This is a genomic window from Aurantimonas aggregata, from assembly GCF_010500835.1.
In the GTDB taxonomy this organism is placed as follows: Bacteria; Pseudomonadota; Alphaproteobacteria; order Rhizobiales; family Rhizobiaceae; genus Aurantimonas; species Aurantimonas aggregata.
Genome location: NZ_JAAAMJ010000009.1, coordinates 1 through 16,053, shown reverse-complemented (window position 1 = coordinate 16,053; position 16,053 = coordinate 1). Strand labels below are relative to the sequence as shown.

The 16,053-nt window shown below is 66.9% G+C and carries 12 protein-coding genes and 1 pseudogene; 3 read left to right on the top strand and 10 right to left on the bottom strand.

The genetic code is table 11. The features are described 5' to 3' along the window. Window positions 1-34: 34 nt before the first annotated feature. From atpA to GTW51_RS12695, 6 genes are all read right to left on the bottom strand, one after another. Complete coding sequence (gene atpA, locus GTW51_RS12720) at window positions 35-1,564, bottom strand: F0F1 ATP synthase subunit alpha (RefSeq protein WP_163044313.1); 1,530 nt, start codon at window positions 1,562-1,564, stop codon at window positions 35-37. Continuing rightward, window positions 1,564-2,124, bottom strand: a complete 561-nt coding sequence (locus GTW51_RS12715; RefSeq protein WP_163044435.1) for a F0F1 ATP synthase subunit delta — start codon at window positions 2,122-2,124, stop codon at window positions 1,564-1,566. The genes atpA and GTW51_RS12715 overlap by 1 nt, the downstream gene beginning before the upstream one ends. A 244-nt stretch (window positions 2,125-2,368) precedes the next feature. After that, window positions 2,369-2,758 (bottom strand): AGROH133_08824 family phage infection protein, encoded by a 390-nt coding sequence (locus GTW51_RS12710; RefSeq protein WP_163044312.1) that lies wholly within the window; start codon window positions 2,756-2,758, stop codon window positions 2,369-2,371. Between the two features lie 102 nt (window positions 2,759-2,860). Continuing rightward, a complete protein-coding gene (locus GTW51_RS12705; RefSeq protein WP_163044311.1) occupies window positions 2,861-3,850 on the bottom strand; it encodes a DUF808 domain-containing protein in 990 nt (329 codons plus the stop codon). 83 nt (window positions 3,851-3,933) lie between these two features. After that, window positions 3,934-4,506 (bottom strand): hypothetical protein, encoded by a 573-nt coding sequence (locus GTW51_RS12700; protein ID WP_163044310.1) that lies wholly within the window; start codon window positions 4,504-4,506, stop codon window positions 3,934-3,936. 37 nt (window positions 4,507-4,543) lie between these two features. Further along, entirely contained in the window at window positions 4,544-6,826 is a 2,283-nt protein-coding gene (locus tag GTW51_RS12695; RefSeq protein ID WP_163044309.1) for a primosomal protein N', read from the bottom strand. Window positions 6,827-6,921: 95 nt separating this feature from the next. On the opposite strand from GTW51_RS12695, the gene fsa reads away from it, so the two are divergent. Next, window positions 6,922-7,575: a fructose-6-phosphate aldolase gene (fsa, locus tag GTW51_RS12690; RefSeq protein ID WP_163044308.1), complete on the top strand. Its 654-nt coding sequence runs from the start codon at window positions 6,922-6,924 to the stop codon at window positions 7,573-7,575. Between the two features lie 71 nt (window positions 7,576-7,646). Here the strand turns inward: fsa and dps are convergent, their stop codons facing one another. The 4 genes from dps to GTW51_RS12670 all read right to left on the bottom strand — a co-directional run bounded on the left by dps (window position 7,647) and on the right by GTW51_RS12670 (window position 10,871). Next, the gene (gene dps, locus GTW51_RS12685) at window positions 7,647-8,165 is read right to left on the bottom strand and encodes a DNA starvation/stationary phase protection protein Dps (RefSeq protein WP_343034010.1); all 519 of its coding nucleotides are present in this window, start codon (window positions 8,163-8,165) and stop codon (window positions 7,647-7,649) included. 176 nt (window positions 8,166-8,341) lie between these two features. Next, window positions 8,342-8,971, bottom strand: coding sequence for a peptide-methionine (S)-S-oxide reductase MsrA (gene msrA, locus GTW51_RS12680; RefSeq protein ID WP_425483250.1), 630 nt, complete (start codon window positions 8,969-8,971; stop codon window positions 8,342-8,344). Between the two features lie 130 nt (window positions 8,972-9,101). Then, window positions 9,102-9,527, bottom strand: a complete 426-nt coding sequence (locus GTW51_RS12675; protein ID WP_163044306.1) for a GlcG/HbpS family heme-binding protein — start codon at window positions 9,525-9,527, stop codon at window positions 9,102-9,104. A gap of 75 nt (window positions 9,528-9,602) precedes the next feature. After that, entirely contained in the window at window positions 9,603-10,871 is a 1,269-nt protein-coding gene (locus GTW51_RS12670; protein WP_163044305.1) for an Hsp70 family protein, read from the bottom strand. Between the two features lie 195 nt (window positions 10,872-11,066). Here GTW51_RS12670 and fae point away from each other — a divergent pair, with 195 nt between their 5' ends. Together fae and GTW51_RS24485 are read left to right on the top strand one after the other, a co-directional pair. Beyond that, complete coding sequence (fae, locus tag GTW51_RS12665; RefSeq protein ID WP_163044304.1) at window positions 11,067-11,606, top strand: formaldehyde-activating enzyme; 540 nt, start codon at window positions 11,067-11,069, stop codon at window positions 11,604-11,606. Window positions 11,607-12,304: 698 nt separating this feature from the next. Continuing rightward, window positions 12,305-15,412, top strand: a pseudogene (locus GTW51_RS24485) (Eco57I restriction-modification methylase domain-containing protein); the annotation flags it as partial. Window positions 15,413-16,053 lie beyond the last annotated feature (641 nt).

Below are 16,053 nucleotides of genomic sequence, written 5' to 3'. Positions count from 1 at the left end.
CCGAAGGGCAGGACTCACGCGCGTTCCGGTTGGCTCAGGCGAAGTTCTTGGCGAAGGCATCGATCGCCGCGCGCAGCTTCTCGCGGGTATCGTCCGAGAGCGCCTTGTCGCGCGCGATCGTGTCGAGCACGTCCTTGTGCTCGCTGCGCATCGAGTTGAGGAGGCCCTCCTCGAAGTCGCCGACCTGGTCGACGCGCAGCTTGTCGAGATAGCCTTGGGTGCCGGCGAAGATGACGACGACCTGCTCCTCGGTCTTCAGCGGCGAGAACTGCGGCTGCTTCAGGAGCTCCGTCAGGCGGGCGCCGCGGTTGAGCAGGCGCTGCGTGGCGGCGTCGAGATCCGAGCCGAACTGCGCGAAGGCAGCCATCTCGCGATACTGCGCGAGCTCGCCCTTGATCGAGCCGGCAACCTGCTTCATCGCCTTGGTCTGGGCCGACGAGCCGACGCGGCTGACCGAGAGGCCGACGTTCACGGCAGGACGGATGCCCTGGTAGAACAGCGTCGTCTCGAGGAAGATCTGGCCGTCGGTGATCGAGATCACGTTGGTCGGGATGTAGGCCGACACGTCGCCGGCCTGGGTCTCGATGACCGGCAGGGCCGTCAGCGAGCCGGCGCCGTGCGCGTCGCCCATCTTCGCGGCGCGCTCGAGCAGGCGCGAGTGCAGGTAGAAGACGTCGCCCGGATAGGCTTCGCGGCCGGGCGGGCGGCGCAGCAGCAGCGACATCTGGCGGTAGGAGACGGCCTGCTTGGACAGGTCGTCGTAGCCGATCACGGCATGCATGCCGTTGTCGCGGAAATACTCGCCCATGGCGCAGCCGGTGAACGGCGCGATGTACTGCATCGGCGCCGGGTCCGAGGCGGTGGCGGCGATGACGATGGAATATTCCATCGCGCCGCGCTCCTCGAGGGTGCGCACGAACTGGGCGACGGTGGAGCGCTTCTGCCCGACCGCGACGTAGATGCAGTAGAGCTTCTCGTTCTCGCGGTTCTCGTCGTGCGCCGGCTTCTGGTTAAGGAAGGTGTCCAGGAGAATGGCGGTCTTGCCGGTCTGACGATCGCCGATGACCAGCTCGCGCTGGCCGCGGCCGATCGGGATCAGCGCGTCGATGGCCTTGAGGCCGGTCGACATCGGCTCGTGCACCGACTTGCGCGGGATGATGCCCGGTGCCTTGACGTCGACGCGGCGGCGCTCGGTCGAATCGATCGGGCCCTTGCCGTCGATCGGATTGCCGAGACCGTCGACGACGCGGCCGAGCAGGCCCATGCCGACCGGCACTTCCACGATGGCGCCGGTGCGCTTGACCGTGTCGCCTTCCTTGATCGCCTGGTCGGACCCGAAGATCACGACGCCGACATTGTCGGCCTCGAGGTTCAGGGCCATGCCCTGGACGCCGCCGGGGAACTCGACCATCTCGCCGGCCTGGCAATTGTCGAGCCCGTAGACGCGCGCAATACCGTCACCGACCGACAGAACCTGGCCGACTTCGGAGACTTCTGCCTCCGAGCCGAAATTCTGGATCTGGTTCTTGAGGATTGCGGAAATTTCCGCGGCGCGGATGTCCATCAGCCGACCTCTTTCAGTGCAAGCTTAAGCGAATTGAGTTTGGTGCGAAGCGACGTGTCGATCTGGCGGGAACCGATCTTGACGATCAGCCCGCCGAGGATCGAGGCATCGACGCTTTCGCGCATGGTAACGGTCTTGCCGGCATAGGAGCCGATGGCCTCGGCCAGCTCCTTGCGCTGCCCATCGTCGAGCGGGTGCGCGCTGGTGATCTCGGCCTCGATCTCGCCCCGGTGGGCGGAAGCCATCTTGGCAAAGGCGCGGACGATGCCGGGCAGTACGAAAAGCCGCCGGTTGGTGGCGATGACGCGCAGGAAATTGCCCGTCAGGACGCTCGGACCGGTTTCGCGCACGACGGCGTCGATGGCGCGCAGCTGCTCGTCCGAGGAAAACGCCGGGCTCTCGACCAGCCGCCGGAAATCGACGCTCTCGTCGATCAGGCCCTGGAAGGCGAACAGCTCGGATTCTACGGTGTCGATCGCGCCGTCATCGCGGGCGAGCTCGAAGAGGGACTGGGCGTAGCGGTCTGCGACTCCCGAAACGGGAGAGGATGATTGTGCCACGGACGACCGTTCTCTTTCGCGTTCGTTCAAGTCTTGCGTAGGGCCTGCGAAGCGAGGGCGCCCCAAATCCTTGAAACCGTTTGAAGAATGCCGGAAGATGGGCAGCAGGGCCGCCAAGGTCCTTCCGAAGACAGGGACCGTCTAGCATAGGGGTTTGCCGGCGACAACACGCTTTGCCGCCGGTTTGGCCGCCGATGTGCGACGTTCTGTCCAGATTGTGCCTTTGGCGCGGAGGCCGCCAGTCTCAGCTGCCGACCAGTCCGAAGACCGGCCCCAGCGCCATCAGCGCCAGCAGCAGATTCAGCGCGAGGAACAGCCAGTTGTAGACCGTTGCGCCGCGGTCGGAGAGGATCGACACGAGGCGGCCGAATCCGGTGAAGAGCCAGCCGGCGCCGAGCGCCATCTGGACGAAGGGCTGGTCGTAGAACGCCGCCGACACCAGTCCGACGCCGAGCCAGAACCCGGCGATCGTCGCCCGCGATTCGCCGACCGCTTCGGGATGCCGTTCCGCCGTCGTCAGGCGGAGCGCGCGCAGCGTCAGTCGCGGCGCAAACAGCGCGACCAGCCCGAACAGCATGGTCACCAGCGCCGCCACGAAGGGCAGCATGTCGGCAGTCGTCTGCGGCAGGGGCATGTTCGTCGCTCTGTCGTTCGAAGGGCTAGGCGGGATCCGGCACCGCCGGCAAAGGCGGCGCTGCGTCGTTCAAACCGGGAAGGCACCGCCTTCCCGCGCGGTTCAGGCGCGCTGGGCGTTGACCCAGAGCCAGGCGGGGGCGAGGACGCCGCCGACGATCGGGATCAGCAATCCGCCGGCGATCAGGCCGACGACGCCCGATCCGGCCGCCGTGACGATCCAGTGGACGATGGCTGCCGCTGCCGGCACGGCATGGGCGGCGGCCTCCGCGGCGACCTCGATCCCGCGCGCCAGGAAATCGATGCCGTAATGCTCCAGCCCGTGGACGATGATGCCGCCGCCGACCCAGACCATGGCGGCGGTGCCGACGACGGTCAGCACCTTGAGAAACACCGGCATGCCGACGACGAGCCCGCGACCGACGCCGCGCACGAGACTGCCGAAGACGTTCGTCGTACCGTTCCTGGACATGGCGAGGCCGGCATCGTCGGCCTTCACGATCAGCGCGACGGCACCATAGACGGCGACGGTGACGCCGATGCCGACAACGGCGAGGACGATCGCCTGCATCCAGATGCTGCTGCCTTCCGGCAGGCCCGCCAGGGTGATCGCCATGATCTCGGCGGACAGGATGAAGTCGGTCTTGATCGCGCTCGCCACGCGTCGATCCTCCGCCACGGTCAGGCTGACGGCTGCCGCCGCGTCGACCTTTTCCTCGTGGGCGTGCGCCTGGTGCGGGAACAGCCTCTCGTAGATTTTCTCCGCCCCCTCATAGGCGAGGTAGAGACCGCCGAGCATCAGCAGCGGCGTGATCGCCCACGGCGCGAAGAAGCTGAGGACCAGGGCGCCGGGCAGCAGGAAGATCAGCTTGTTGCGCAGCGAGCCGAGGGCGATCTTGGCGACGATCGGCACTTCCCGCGAGGCGGCGAAGCCGACGACGTAGCCGGGCGTGACCGCGGCGTCGTCGATGACGACGCCGGCCGCCTTGGCGCCCGCCTTGGTGGCCTGGGCGGCAACGTCGTCCAGCTGCGTCGCGGCCATGCGGGCAAGGGCCGCGACGTCGTCGAGCAGCGCGAGCAGGCCGACGCTCATCGCACCGCCTCGCATCCGCGGCGGTTCAGGTTCAGGCATACGTTCATGGGCTCAGGACCTACCAGGCGCCGAAGCGCGAAACGTTAGTTCTTGCATTCACCGGCGATGGCGACGGTTTCCCGCTTGTCGCCCCAGAACACCGTCATCGATCCGAAATAGCGGGCATCGTCGCCGACGCCACGGGCCTCGCGAAGATTGACGTTGACGTTGATGCGCGGCTCGCCCGCCGAGCGCCAGACGGTGACGACACTGCCGTCCCTGTCCGCGGCGGTCTTGCCCTTTTCCAGTTCGCGGACAAGGCCGTTGGCCATGACGTAGCCGCGCTCGAGGCCGGTATTGCCGGAGCCGCCGGTCTCCATCATGGTGACGAAGACGAGCGGCCAGGGATCATCGACGCCGCTGGTGTCCTTGTCGGCGCCGGCATCGACGAAATTGCAGCGGCTGGCGATCGGATGCCAATGCAACAGGCCGAGGATCAGGCCACGCGGCGTCTGCGGTGCCACGTTGCCCTGGTCCTGCCCCGGCGGCGGCAGGACGAAGGGCGAGTTTTCCACCGGCATGTTGGCGCTCGGCTGCTGTGCCAGCGCCTCGGCCCAAAGGCCGAAAGCCAGCACCGTCGCCAGCATCAGCGGCAAACCTCTCACGAGCCTGGCCATTCCCGTCTCCTCGAGCGGTCTCCTGGCTCGGCATTTGTCACAGAAAGCTTTGCGGGTCCACGTCGATCTGCATCTGCACCGATCCGCGCGGCCGCGGCGCCGCGGCAATCGTCGCGCGCAGGAATCCCTGCACCGGCGCGCGGCTCGGCGAATGCACCAGCAGCCGGAAGCGATGCCGGCCGCGCAGCACCGCCAGCGGCGCCTCGGCCGGGCCGAGCACCTCGATGGACGGGTCTTCGGGCGCGGCGCGGCGCAGCAGTCGGGCATATTCCTCGGCCTCGCGGCGCGAATTGGCCGAGACGATGACGCTGGCGAGACGCCCGAAGGGCGGCAGGCCGGCCCGCCCGCGCTCGGTGATCTCGCGCTCGTAGAAGCGCGCCGCGTCGCCCGAGGCGATGGCCCGCATCACGGCGTGTTCGGGCTGCCAGGTCTGGATCATGCCGCGGCTCTTGCGCCCGCCGCTGCGGCCCGCCCGGCCGGTCACCTGATGCAGCAGCTGGAAGGTCCGCTCTGCGGCGCGCGGATCGCCATTGGCGAGGCCGAGATCGGCGTCGATCGCGCCGACCAGCGTCATCAGCGGGAAATGATGTCCCTTGGCGACGAGCTGGGTGCCGATGACGATGTCGGCCTCGCCCTCGGCGATGGCGTCGAGTTCGCGTCGCAGGCGGCGCGCGCCGCCCGGCAGATCGGAGGACAACAGGATCGTCCGCGCCTCGGGAAAGGTCGCCAGCATCTCCTCGGCGATCCGCTCGACGCCGGGACCGCAGGCGACGAGATGATCGAGCGTGCCGCATTCGGGGCAGGCTTCCGGGCGCGGCACGGCAAAGCCGCAATGATGGCACTGCAGCTGGCCGCGCAGCCGATGGTCGACCAGCCAGGTCGAACAGTCCGGGCACTGGAAGCGATGGCCGCAGACCCGGCAGAGCGTCAGCGGCGCGTAGCCGCGACGGTTGAGGAACAGCAGCGCCTGTTCGCCGCGCGCCACGGTCTCGCCGATCGCCGCCGACAGCACCGGCGAGACGAAGCGGCCGCGCGCCGGCGGGGCCAGTCGCATGTCGACCAGCGACAGGTCGGGCAGCGCCGCCTCGGCGAAGCGCCCGGCGAGCTTCACATGGCCGTAGCGGCCGTCGGCGGCGTTGACGCGGCTTTCGACCGAGGGCGTCGCCGAGGCGAGGATCACCGGGAAGCCGCCGAGCGAGCCGCGCACCACCGCCATGTCGCGCGCATGGTAGAAGATGCGGTCTTCCTGCTTGTAGGCAGGGTCGTGCTCCTCGTCGACGACGACGAGGCCAAGATCCTGGAACGGCAGGAACAGCGCCGAACGCGCGCCGGCGACGACGCGGATCCGGCCCTCCGCCAGCTGGCGCCAGATCTGCTCGCGCCGGCGCGGCGGCACGTCGGAGTGCCATTCGGCGGGCGGCGCGCCGAAGCGGGCATGGAAGCGGTCGATGAAACTCTGCGTCAGGGCGATTTCCGGCAGCAGGATCAGTACCTGCTTGCCCTTGTCGAGTGCCGCGGCGACCGCCTCGAAATACACCTCGGTCTTGCCCGAGCCGGTGACGCCTTCGAGCAGCGTCGTCGAGAAGCCGTCGCCCTTGGCGACCAGCGCCTCGGCCGCTGCCGCCTGGTCGGGGCTCAGCTCCGCCCGCCCATAGGCCGTGTCTGGCAGCGCGACGGCAGGTGGCGGCGAAAGCCGCAGGGTTTGGAACACGCCCTGTTTCAGCAATCCGTCGACCACCGAGGGCGTGACGCCGGCCGCATGGGCAAGGCCCGATCGCGTCCAGGTCGGCGTCTCGGCGGCCGCTTCCATCACGCGTCGGCGGGCATCGGTGAGCCGCTCCGGGGCGACGCCGGTCGCTTCGATGCCCTCGATCAGTGCCTCCGGATCGAAGGCTGCGGGCGCCCGCAGCGCCATCCGCACCACCAGGCCGGGCGGCGAGAGCGTGTAGTCGGCCACCCAGTCGATGAAGCGACGCATCGCCCTGTCGAGCGGCGGGCAGTCGAACACCTTGGTGATCAGGCGCAGCTTCTTCGGATCGACAGCGTCAGTCTCGCCGTCCCAGACCACGCCGGCAACCTGACGGGGGCCGAGCGGCACCTGCACGATCGACCCCGGCACCACCGCCATGCCTTCCGGCACGGCATAGGAATAGGGCCGTTCCGCCGGTAGCGGCACGAGCACCGGCACAGTCCGGATGGCAAAGAGCTGGTCGACAGGATGCAAGACGGCCCCAGGGCTGGCGTGCCGGCACGGACGCGGCGAATCGGTGCGAGCGGATTGTCCCCTAAGTGTAGGGATTGGCAGCCGTCTCGGAAACATCGACGGTGCGCCGACCGGTTCGCATATGGCGTCGGACCGGCAAAGACTGGTAAGGACGCGTCACATCCGCCATTCGAACTTCCGCGAGGCAAGCCATGAAATTCTTCGTCGACACCGCCGACATCGCCGAGATCCGTGAACTGCAGGACGCAGGCCTGATCGACGGCGTCACCACCAATCCGTCGCTGATCACCAAGGCGGGGCGCCCGATGCGCGACATCGTCGCCGAGATCTGCGAAGTCACCGAAGGCCCGGTTTCCGCCGAGGTGACCGCGCTCGAGGCCGACGAGATGATCCGCGAAGGCAAGATCCTTGCCGAGATCGCCGACAATGTCTGCATCAAGGTGCCGCTGACGCTGGCCGGCCTGAAGGCCTGCAAGGAGCTCTCCGGCGAGGGCCACATGGTCAACGTCACGCTGTGCTTCTCGGCTGTCCAGGCACTGCTCGCCGCCAAGGCCGGCGCGACCTTCATCTCGCCCTTCATCGGCCGGCTGGACGACATCAATCTCGACGGCATGGCGCTGATCGCCGACATCCGGCGCATCTACGACAATTACGAATTCGACACCGAGATCCTCGCCGCGTCGATCCGGACGCTGAACCATGTCCGCGAAGCGGCCCTGATCGGCGCCGACGTCGCGACGGTACCGCCGGCGACGCTCAAGGCGCTGGTCAAGCACCCGCTCACCGACAAGGGCCTGGAAACCTTCCTGGCCGACTGGAAGAAGAGCGGCCAGACGATCGGCTGAACCGGACGCCGGAAACCAGACATGGAAAAGGCGGCCGAAGCCGCCTTTTCCGCCCAATTCCGGAGCCTCGATCAGCCCTGGAAATGGCTCTCCATGAAGTAGATCGACTTGTCGAGGCCGCGACCGATCCCGGTCAAAAGGTCTTCCGTCAGCGGGTCGCCGGCTTCCGAGGCTTCCTCGATGCCCTTCTCGACCGCTGCGCTCCACTTGGCGTAGCTCTCGGTCAGCCGACGCAGATGATCCTCGGACTTGACGAGGTCCAGCGGGTAAGCCTCGAGCAGCGAGTTCTGGACCGATGCCTGGACGGTGCCGTGGGCCTGGCCGCCAATCGCCGTCAGGCGCTCGGCGATGTCGTCGACATAGCCCTCGGTCAGATCGTGCAAATCGTCGAACAGCTCGTGCACGGCGATGAAGTTCATGCCCTTGACGTTCCAGTGGGCCTGCTTGGTCTGGTAGGTGATGTCGATCGCCGTGCCGAGATGGGCCTGCAGCAGGTCGACCATGGCCCCGCGGATATTCTCCGAGATCGGGTTCATCGTCTTGTGCATCTGGGTCTTGGCGGCGTTCTTGGGGGTCTTGTCCTTGGCCACAAGCGTCTCCTTCGGGAGTCTGGGAAGGGCGCGACGCCGCAACGGCAGCGCGCCGGGAATTCGTCTTCCGGTAATCCCGGCGGCAGGAAACGGTTCCATCTGCGACCAATGTGACAGTCGGCCCCGTCAGGGCCCGCCGACCTCAGCCGTGCGAGGCCTCACGACCGCATACGCGGCTAGCCGACGGCGCCCTTGATTCCCTGATAGGCCTTGTCGCCCCAGACTTCTTTGACCCGGGCGTTGCGGCCGCACGAAAAGCGGTAATACTTATACCGCAGCGGGTTCTTCTTGTAATAATCCTGGTGGTAGTCCTCAGCCGGCCAGAAGGTCGGAGCCGTGGCGATCGGCGTCACCACCTTGGGCAGATCCTTCGCGATCGCGGCCTTCGATGCCTTGGCCGCCTCGAGCTGCGCCGCGTCGGTGGCGAAGATCGCGGTGGTGTAGGCATGGCCGCGGTCGCAGAACTGGCCGCCGGCGTCGGTCGGGTCGACCGAGTGCCAGAACACGTCGAGCAGCTGGTCGTAGCTGACGCGGGCCGGGTCATAGGTGACCCGCACGGCCTCGACGTGGCCCGGATGGTTCTCGTAGGTCGGGTTGGCGTTCTCGCCGCCGATATAGCCCGACACCGTCGCAGTGACGCCGGCGAGACGGTCGAAGTCGCTCTCGACGCACCAGAAGCAGCCGCCGGCGAAGATCGCCGTCGCCGTGCCCTGCGCCGCGACACCGGCAGGGGCCATACCGCCGGCCATCGCAAGGCTCGCCGCGCCGAACAGTCCTGCCCAGCGCCAACCTGTCCGTTCCGTCATGTCCGTGCTCCTTGCCTGTCCATCGGTGGACCCGTCCGCCGATATAACTGTGGCGGCCGGGACAGCCGCTCAAGACAAGCTTCGGTGAGGGCGCCCGAAAGGTTTCAGGCGCGCGCTCAAAGCCCCGTGATCAGCCGCCGTCGGCGGTGAAGCCGGCGGCCTCGATGCCGGCGACGGCGCAGATCTCGTCATTGTCGGAGGTGTCGCCGGTGATGCCGACGGCGCCGAGAATGGCATTGCCCGGACCGCGAACCAAGACGCCGCCCGGCACCGGCACGAGCACGCCCTTGGCCAGAGCGTTCATCGACTGGATGAAATAGGGCTGCTCCTCGGCGCGCTTCCAGATCGCCCGCGAGCCCATGCCGAGCGCGATCGCGCCATTGGCCTTGCCCATGGCGATGTCCGGGCGCATGCGCGACGAGCCGTCCGAGCGCTCCAGCGCGAGGAGGGCGCCGCCGGCATCGAGCACGGCCACGGTGAGCGGCTTGCAGCCGTTGGTCGCGCCGGTCTTCAGCGCCTCGGCGATGATGATGCGGGCCTTGTCGAGTGTCAGCATGGGGTCTTCCTCCGTCAGTGTTCGGCCGGTGATAGCATGCCCGGTGGCCAAGTCATCCCGGCCGGGGCTTTGTCGTCAGGCAAAGCGGCGGGCCGCGTCGATCGAAAGGCCGAGACCGACCGAGCCGAACGCATCGGAGCGGGCGACGCGCGCATCCGGAAAGCGCCCGGTGGCGGCCGCCGCGACGGCAGGCACCTGCGCGCCGCCGCCGGTCAGGATGACGGTCTCGATCGCCGCTGCAGCAACGCCCGCCTCGGCCAACGCCGCGTCGATGGCCCCCTCGATGCGGCCGACGAGCTCCCCCGTCGCTTCGTCGAAGCGCTGACGCGACGCCGGCGCAGCGAGGCTCAGCCCCGTCTCCTCCAGCCTGATCAGCGTCTCGTCCTCCGCGCTCAGCGCGATCTTGGCGGATTCCACGGCGCCGGCGAGGCGGTGGCCGGAGCGGTGAGACAAAAGATGCTCGAAGCGGGCGAGCTTCTCCGGCTCGGCGGCTTCCTTCTTCATCTGCCCGATGTCGCGCAGGATCTTCGGCGTGTAGAGCGTGTTGATGCGGTGCCAGGTGGCCATGTCGTTGAAGTACCAGACCGGCAGGCGGCGCTTGCCGTCGGCGGTCTCTGACCCCAGGCCGAAATGCGGCATCATCTCGGCGATCGACAAGAGCCGGTCGAAATCCGTGCCGCCGACATGGACGCCGGTCGAGGCGAGAATGTCGCTGCGCCGGTCGCTGGCCTTGGCCCGTTCCGGCGACAGCCGCACCACCGAGAAATCCGAGGTGCCGCCGCCGATGTCGACGACCAGCGCCAGCTGCTCGGCATTGACCTGGCTCTCGAAATAGAGCGCCGCGGCGACCGGCTCGAACTGGAATTGGATATGGCGGAAGCCCTCGGCCCGGGCGGCGGCTTCCAGCTGATCCTGCGCCTGCCGGTCGGCGACCGCGTCCTCGTCGACGAAATGCACCGGCCGGCCGAGCACGATTTGATCGGCGACGATGCCGGCGTCATTGGCGGCCTCGGCCTCCAGCCGGACGCGCAGATGCCGCAGGAAATGGCCGATCAGCTCCTGGAAGCTCAGGCGCTGGCGGCCGACGGCGGTCTTTTCCTGCATCAGCGAGGTGCCGAGGATTGACTTCAGCGCCCGCATGAAGCGGCCCTCGGCGCCGTCGACATATTCGAACACGGCGGCCCGGCCGAAATAGGTCTGGCCGTCCTCGAGGCTGTAGAACAAAGCCGAGGGGATGGTCACGTGCTCGCCCTCCAGCGCCACGAGGCGGGGCGCGGCGCCCCTTCCGGCGAGCGCCAGGGTCGAATTGGTCGTGCCGAAATCGAGCCCGGGATAGAGCTTCATGGAAACCTCGCGAGGCGGTGGGGGCAACGGCGTTGCCGCGCCTTCGCTAAAGGCGGGCAGGGACCGGGCGGTGGGTGAGCGGCGGCCCGTATAGCCGAGCCGGCGGCGGATGAAAAGCCGCACCATCCCCCTCGAACGCTGCTGCGAAACATGCGACAGGCGCGGGCAGGCACAAGACTTCAAGAGGGATCATCCATGACCGACATCATCTTCCGCACCGGCGAGGCGACGGTGCTGGCCGCCGAGGGCCAGGCGACGGACGCCATGCCCGAGGTGCTGATCGGCACCGTCACCGGGCCGGTCGGGCACGCCTTTGCCTCGATGCTCGGCCAGACCGTCGGCCATACCCGCATGTTCGTGGTGCGCGACCTCAACCAGCTGGTGCGGCCGGCGACGATGATGACCACCAAGGCGACGATCCACACCGAGGCCTATGTCGAGCTGCTCGGCGGCGTGGTGCAGGGCGCGACGGGCGACGCCATCGTCGACTGCGTCATCGAGGGGGTGATTCCGAAGGCGATCGTCGACGAGATCTGCCTGATCATCACCATCTGGCTCGACCCGCGCTGCGCCGAGGACCCGAACCTCGACAAGGCCGATCTCTACCGCACCAATTACGAGGCGACCAAGCTCGCGATCCGCCGCGCCATGACCGGCGAGCCGACGATCGACGAGCTGATCGCCAACCGCAAGACCATCAAGCACTACGCGCTGGACGGCGTCATCGAGTACTAGACCGGACTTTTGGCCAGGCTTTTGGCCCGGCCCCCACCGTAGCTTCTGAGGCTCCTGTGCCTTCGCCCTCGCGCCCGATCGGGCCGAGGGTGTCGCGTCATTCGTGCCGCCTCCTGGCGGCCCGCCCGTGACGGGCGGCGGAATGCCGGAGGCAGACCCTCCGTATTGTTTTGTTGCGGTCCGCCTCCGGCATTCCGCGCGGCGTTTATGCAGCTTCGTTGCCTCGCCTGTCCCGCCGCTTTCGCGGCAGGGCCGGCGATGGCGGCCGGCTCTTCCCGGGTTGCCCCGGTCAAGCGGACCCATCCGCAGCCCCCTCGTAGTGGGGGACGGTCCGGCGGCGGTCGAAGCCGTCCGGGGCGGTGCCTCTCCGGAAGAGACCCCGACGCGGACGCCGCCCGCCACCCCCCGAACGATCCCGGCGATCACTCGTACCCGTCAGCGGGCGGCGGTGCGGGGATTATGCGGGCGGGGGGGTGAGGGTGGGGAAAACATTTTTAGCGCCGGTCGCGAAACCACGGTCGTCCTCGCGCCGGGCCCGTGAAGCGGGAGAAAGGGTGGGAATCTTGTCGGGACCATGTATCGCTACGAATTGGCGCGGCGTGAAGCAAACTGATGCCGCGCGATGCGGATTGTCGACGTCAACGGGAGTATCAAAGTGGAGGGTGCGTTGATGATTTGCCCGAAGGTCCGCAAACTCAATGTTTGACGACAGCCGCAGCTTCGTCAGCCGGGCGTTTCTTCGCGCCGAACTTGAGCTCGAATTTCGGGCATATTGCGATGACGGCAGCGATGACGCACTGCTGCAGCGGCTGCAGGATTGGGATGGCCGGTTGCGTCTGAGTGAGGTGCAGGCAGAAGGCGCCTTCATCCAGACCTTCTTCGTCGACACCTGGGGATACGGCGAGGCAGGCAGGGTCGGGCCGGATGAGCAGACGCTGATCCCGAAGCTTCGGATCGCAGGAGAGGGTGCAGGCGGCGGCATGGGCGAAGCCGACATCGCTCTCGGCTGGTTCCGGGGGGACCTCGACGCGACGCCGCAAGTGCTCGGCGAGTTCAAGGACATCCGCTCGCGGCTCGACGCGAAGCAGAACCGCAAAGGCAGCACCCGAAGCCCGGTCGAGCAGGCGTTGAACTACGTGCGAGGAGCGCGGCGCGGCCTGTTCGGCAACGAGCCCGTCCAGCCCTGGTGGGCGTTCGTTTCCGACATGAACGAGTTCCGGCTTTATTGGTGGGATCGAGCGCCTGCGGAGTATCTCCGGTTCACCATCCGGCGCCAGGACATGCTGGCTGGTCCCTACGACCTTCTCAGTGCCTCAGATGAGGCGCGGTTTGACCGTTTCCTCTTTCGCAAGCTGTTCTCCCGCGACGTTCTCCTGTCGCCGGCAGGAAAACCGCCGCTGCTTCGTCTGATTGAACGTCAATGGGTGCGCGAGCGCAAGCTGGAGGGGGCATTCTACGATCGCTACAAGGGGGTCCGGGAGCGCCTGTTCGCAGTGATGCGCGTCAACAACCCGGACTTTCCGGGGACGCCGACCGAACTTCTTCGCCTGTCCCAGGTCCTGCTCGATCGTTTCATCTTTGCCTTCTACTGCGAAGACATGGGCGAGCGGATGCTGTTCCCGCCGCAGTTCATCCGGGATTTCCTGAGAGTCCGCAGCGCGGAGCGATTCTACGATCCGAACGGCTCCGAGATATGGACCTTCTTCAAGCGGCTCTTCGCGGCGATGAATGCCGGAGGGGCGATCGGTGGCATGAATGTGCCGCACATCAACGGCGGCCTCTTTGCTCCAAACGCAGCGATCGAGAATCTGGAACTGCCCAACCATGTCTTTGCCGCGGCCGGTCAGGGTGCGGGTAAGGGTCAGCTTGAGAGTGATCCCGATACGCTGTTCTACCTCAGCGCCAGCTACAACTACGCCGCCCGCGGCGAAGCCAAAGAATCGCTCAGCCTCTACACTCTCGGTCGCATCTTCGAGCAGTCGATCACCGAGTTGGAGTATCGCGCTGGCGAGCTTGAAGGCCGTGAATCGGTCGCGAAGCTTTCAAAGCGCAAACGCGATGGTGTCTACTACACGCCGGAATGGGCCGTTAATCTGCTGGTCGAGGAGACACTCGGACCGTGGTTCGTGGCGGCGCGGACTGCCTGCGGCTACCCCGCGGAGTCTGGGGGCATGCCGTCGAAGGCCGCTGCAGACGCCTATGTCGAACGTCTCAGGTCCATCCGTATCGTCGACCCCGCCTGTGGCTCGGGCGCTTTTCTCATCTCGGCATTCCGCAGGCTTCTCGACGAGAGGAAGGCAGCGGCCCGGGAGGCAGATCGTGTCGCGGGCGGCGCCGTCGGGGCCGGCGCGAGCGATGCCTTGCTCGTGGCAGAGATTCTGGCCAACAACATCTACGGCGTCGACATCAACCCCGCGTCGGTCGAGATCACCAAGCTGGCACTCTGGTTGCACTCGGCGCGGTCGGATCACCCTCTCTCGTCGCTCGACCACACGATCCGCTGCGGCAACAGCCTGATCGGGCACGACTTCTGGGTGGGGCGCGCCGCAGACGAGACGATGCGAGAAAGCATCAACAGCTTCGATTGGCGCGAAGCGTTTCCCGGGGTCTGGCCCGAGGGCGCGGAAGGCGGTTTCGACGTGGTGCTCGGCAACCCGCCCTATGTGAAGCTTCAGAACCTCATGAAGGTCGACCCTGCAGTCGTCGCATATCTGCGGGCTGAGCGTGGCGAAGACACCTATCGCAGCGCGCAGACCGGCAATCCGGACCTCTATCTGCCCTTCATCGAGAAGGGATTGCGTCTGCTCGCTGCCGGCGGGCGCATGGCCTATATCGCGCCCAGCCTCTGGACCGTGAACGATTACGGGGAAGGACTTCGGCGGATCATCCGCCGGCGCCGGCAGCTCGACCGCTGGATCGATTTCAAGGCGTATCAGGTCTTCGACGAAGCGATCACCTATACGGCGCTGCAGTTCTTCACCAAGGAGGGCGGAACGCATGTGCGGATCGCGCTGGCGCCGGACGGGGAGGCAGAGGCGCGCGATGCAGACTGGAACGATCCGGCGCTTGCCGTGCCCTGGGGTGCCATGGCCGAAGATGGCGAATGGCTTATGGCGACCGGCGCCGAGCGGGCGCTGATCGATCGACTGACGCAAACGTGCCTGCGGCTCGACGATCCGGCGCTGACGGCAGGGATTACTGTCGGCATCCAGACGAGCGCGGACGACGTCTACCACCTCGATCGGATCGGGCCCGGACGCTATCTGTGTGCACCCAAAAGGCTGCCGTCCTACGAAGTACTCGTCGAAGATGCACTGATGAAACCGCTGGTCTCGGGCGCCGAGGCAAAGCGCTACGAAGAGCCGGCGACGGATACGTATCTCCTCTTTCCCTACGAGCGGGATGCTGGCGGCACAATGAAGTTGATCACGGCAGAGACGATGGCGGCACGCTATCCGCTCGGCTGGGTCTATCTGCGATCCTGGGAGGCCAAGCTCAGGGCGCGGGAGAGCGCAGGGTTTGATGACGACCAATGGTATCGGTTTGGTCGCAACCAAAATCTTGACAGGCAGGATCGTCAGAAGCTGGTCGTCGCGCAGACCGTGCCGTCGATGCGTGTTTGCGCAGACACGAGTGCCCAAATGCACCTCAACAATGTCCGGGTAAACGGCATTCTCGCTTCTGAGGCAACGGATGACTTCTATCTTCTTGGCGTCCTGAATGGAGCGGTGGCTGATTTTGTCTTTCGGCGGATCGCGAAACCCAAGCAGGGCGGCTGGTTCGAAGCCAACAAACAATTCATCGCCCCGCTCCCGATCCCACGCGCCAGCGCTGCGAAGCAGGCGGAAATAGCAGCCCGCGCCCGCGATCTGCAGACGCGCTGGACCGACCGCCGCGGCCTGACCGAAGCGGCGGCGGCGCGCCTCGCCGTGCTTCCGCGCTTACGTCGGGACGCGCGCTGGCTCTGGCCAGACCTGCCGGACATTGCCACGCTCACCGAGCAGGCGCCGCGCGGCCTGAGGGCCAGGGGTGACCGCCTGGACTGGGCGAAGAAGCAGTTCGAGGAACTCGTTGCGGCGCGCGTTGCCTCGCTGCAGGCCGCGCTCGACGGCGGGCTCGCGATGACCGCCGAATTCCGGCGTGGCGAGCTACGGCTTTTTGCCGGCGGCGCCCCCGTGCTCAGCAGCGTCTTTCTCGACGATGACGCGGGCGCGGTCGCACAGGCCTACTGGCAGTGGTTGTTGCTGTCTCGCGAGCGTCGGGACGCGGCAGCCTTCGCTGCCGAGCTCAGGCGCCCGCCATCGGAAACATCGACGCCTGCTGGAGTGCACCCCATTTCGCCGGACAAGCGGCGGTTGGGTTTAGGCACTGAGCCTGATGAACTCGCGCGGCGAGCGGAACTTTAATCCTGAGTGCGGGTGGACCTCGCAATAATCCTCGATCCAGT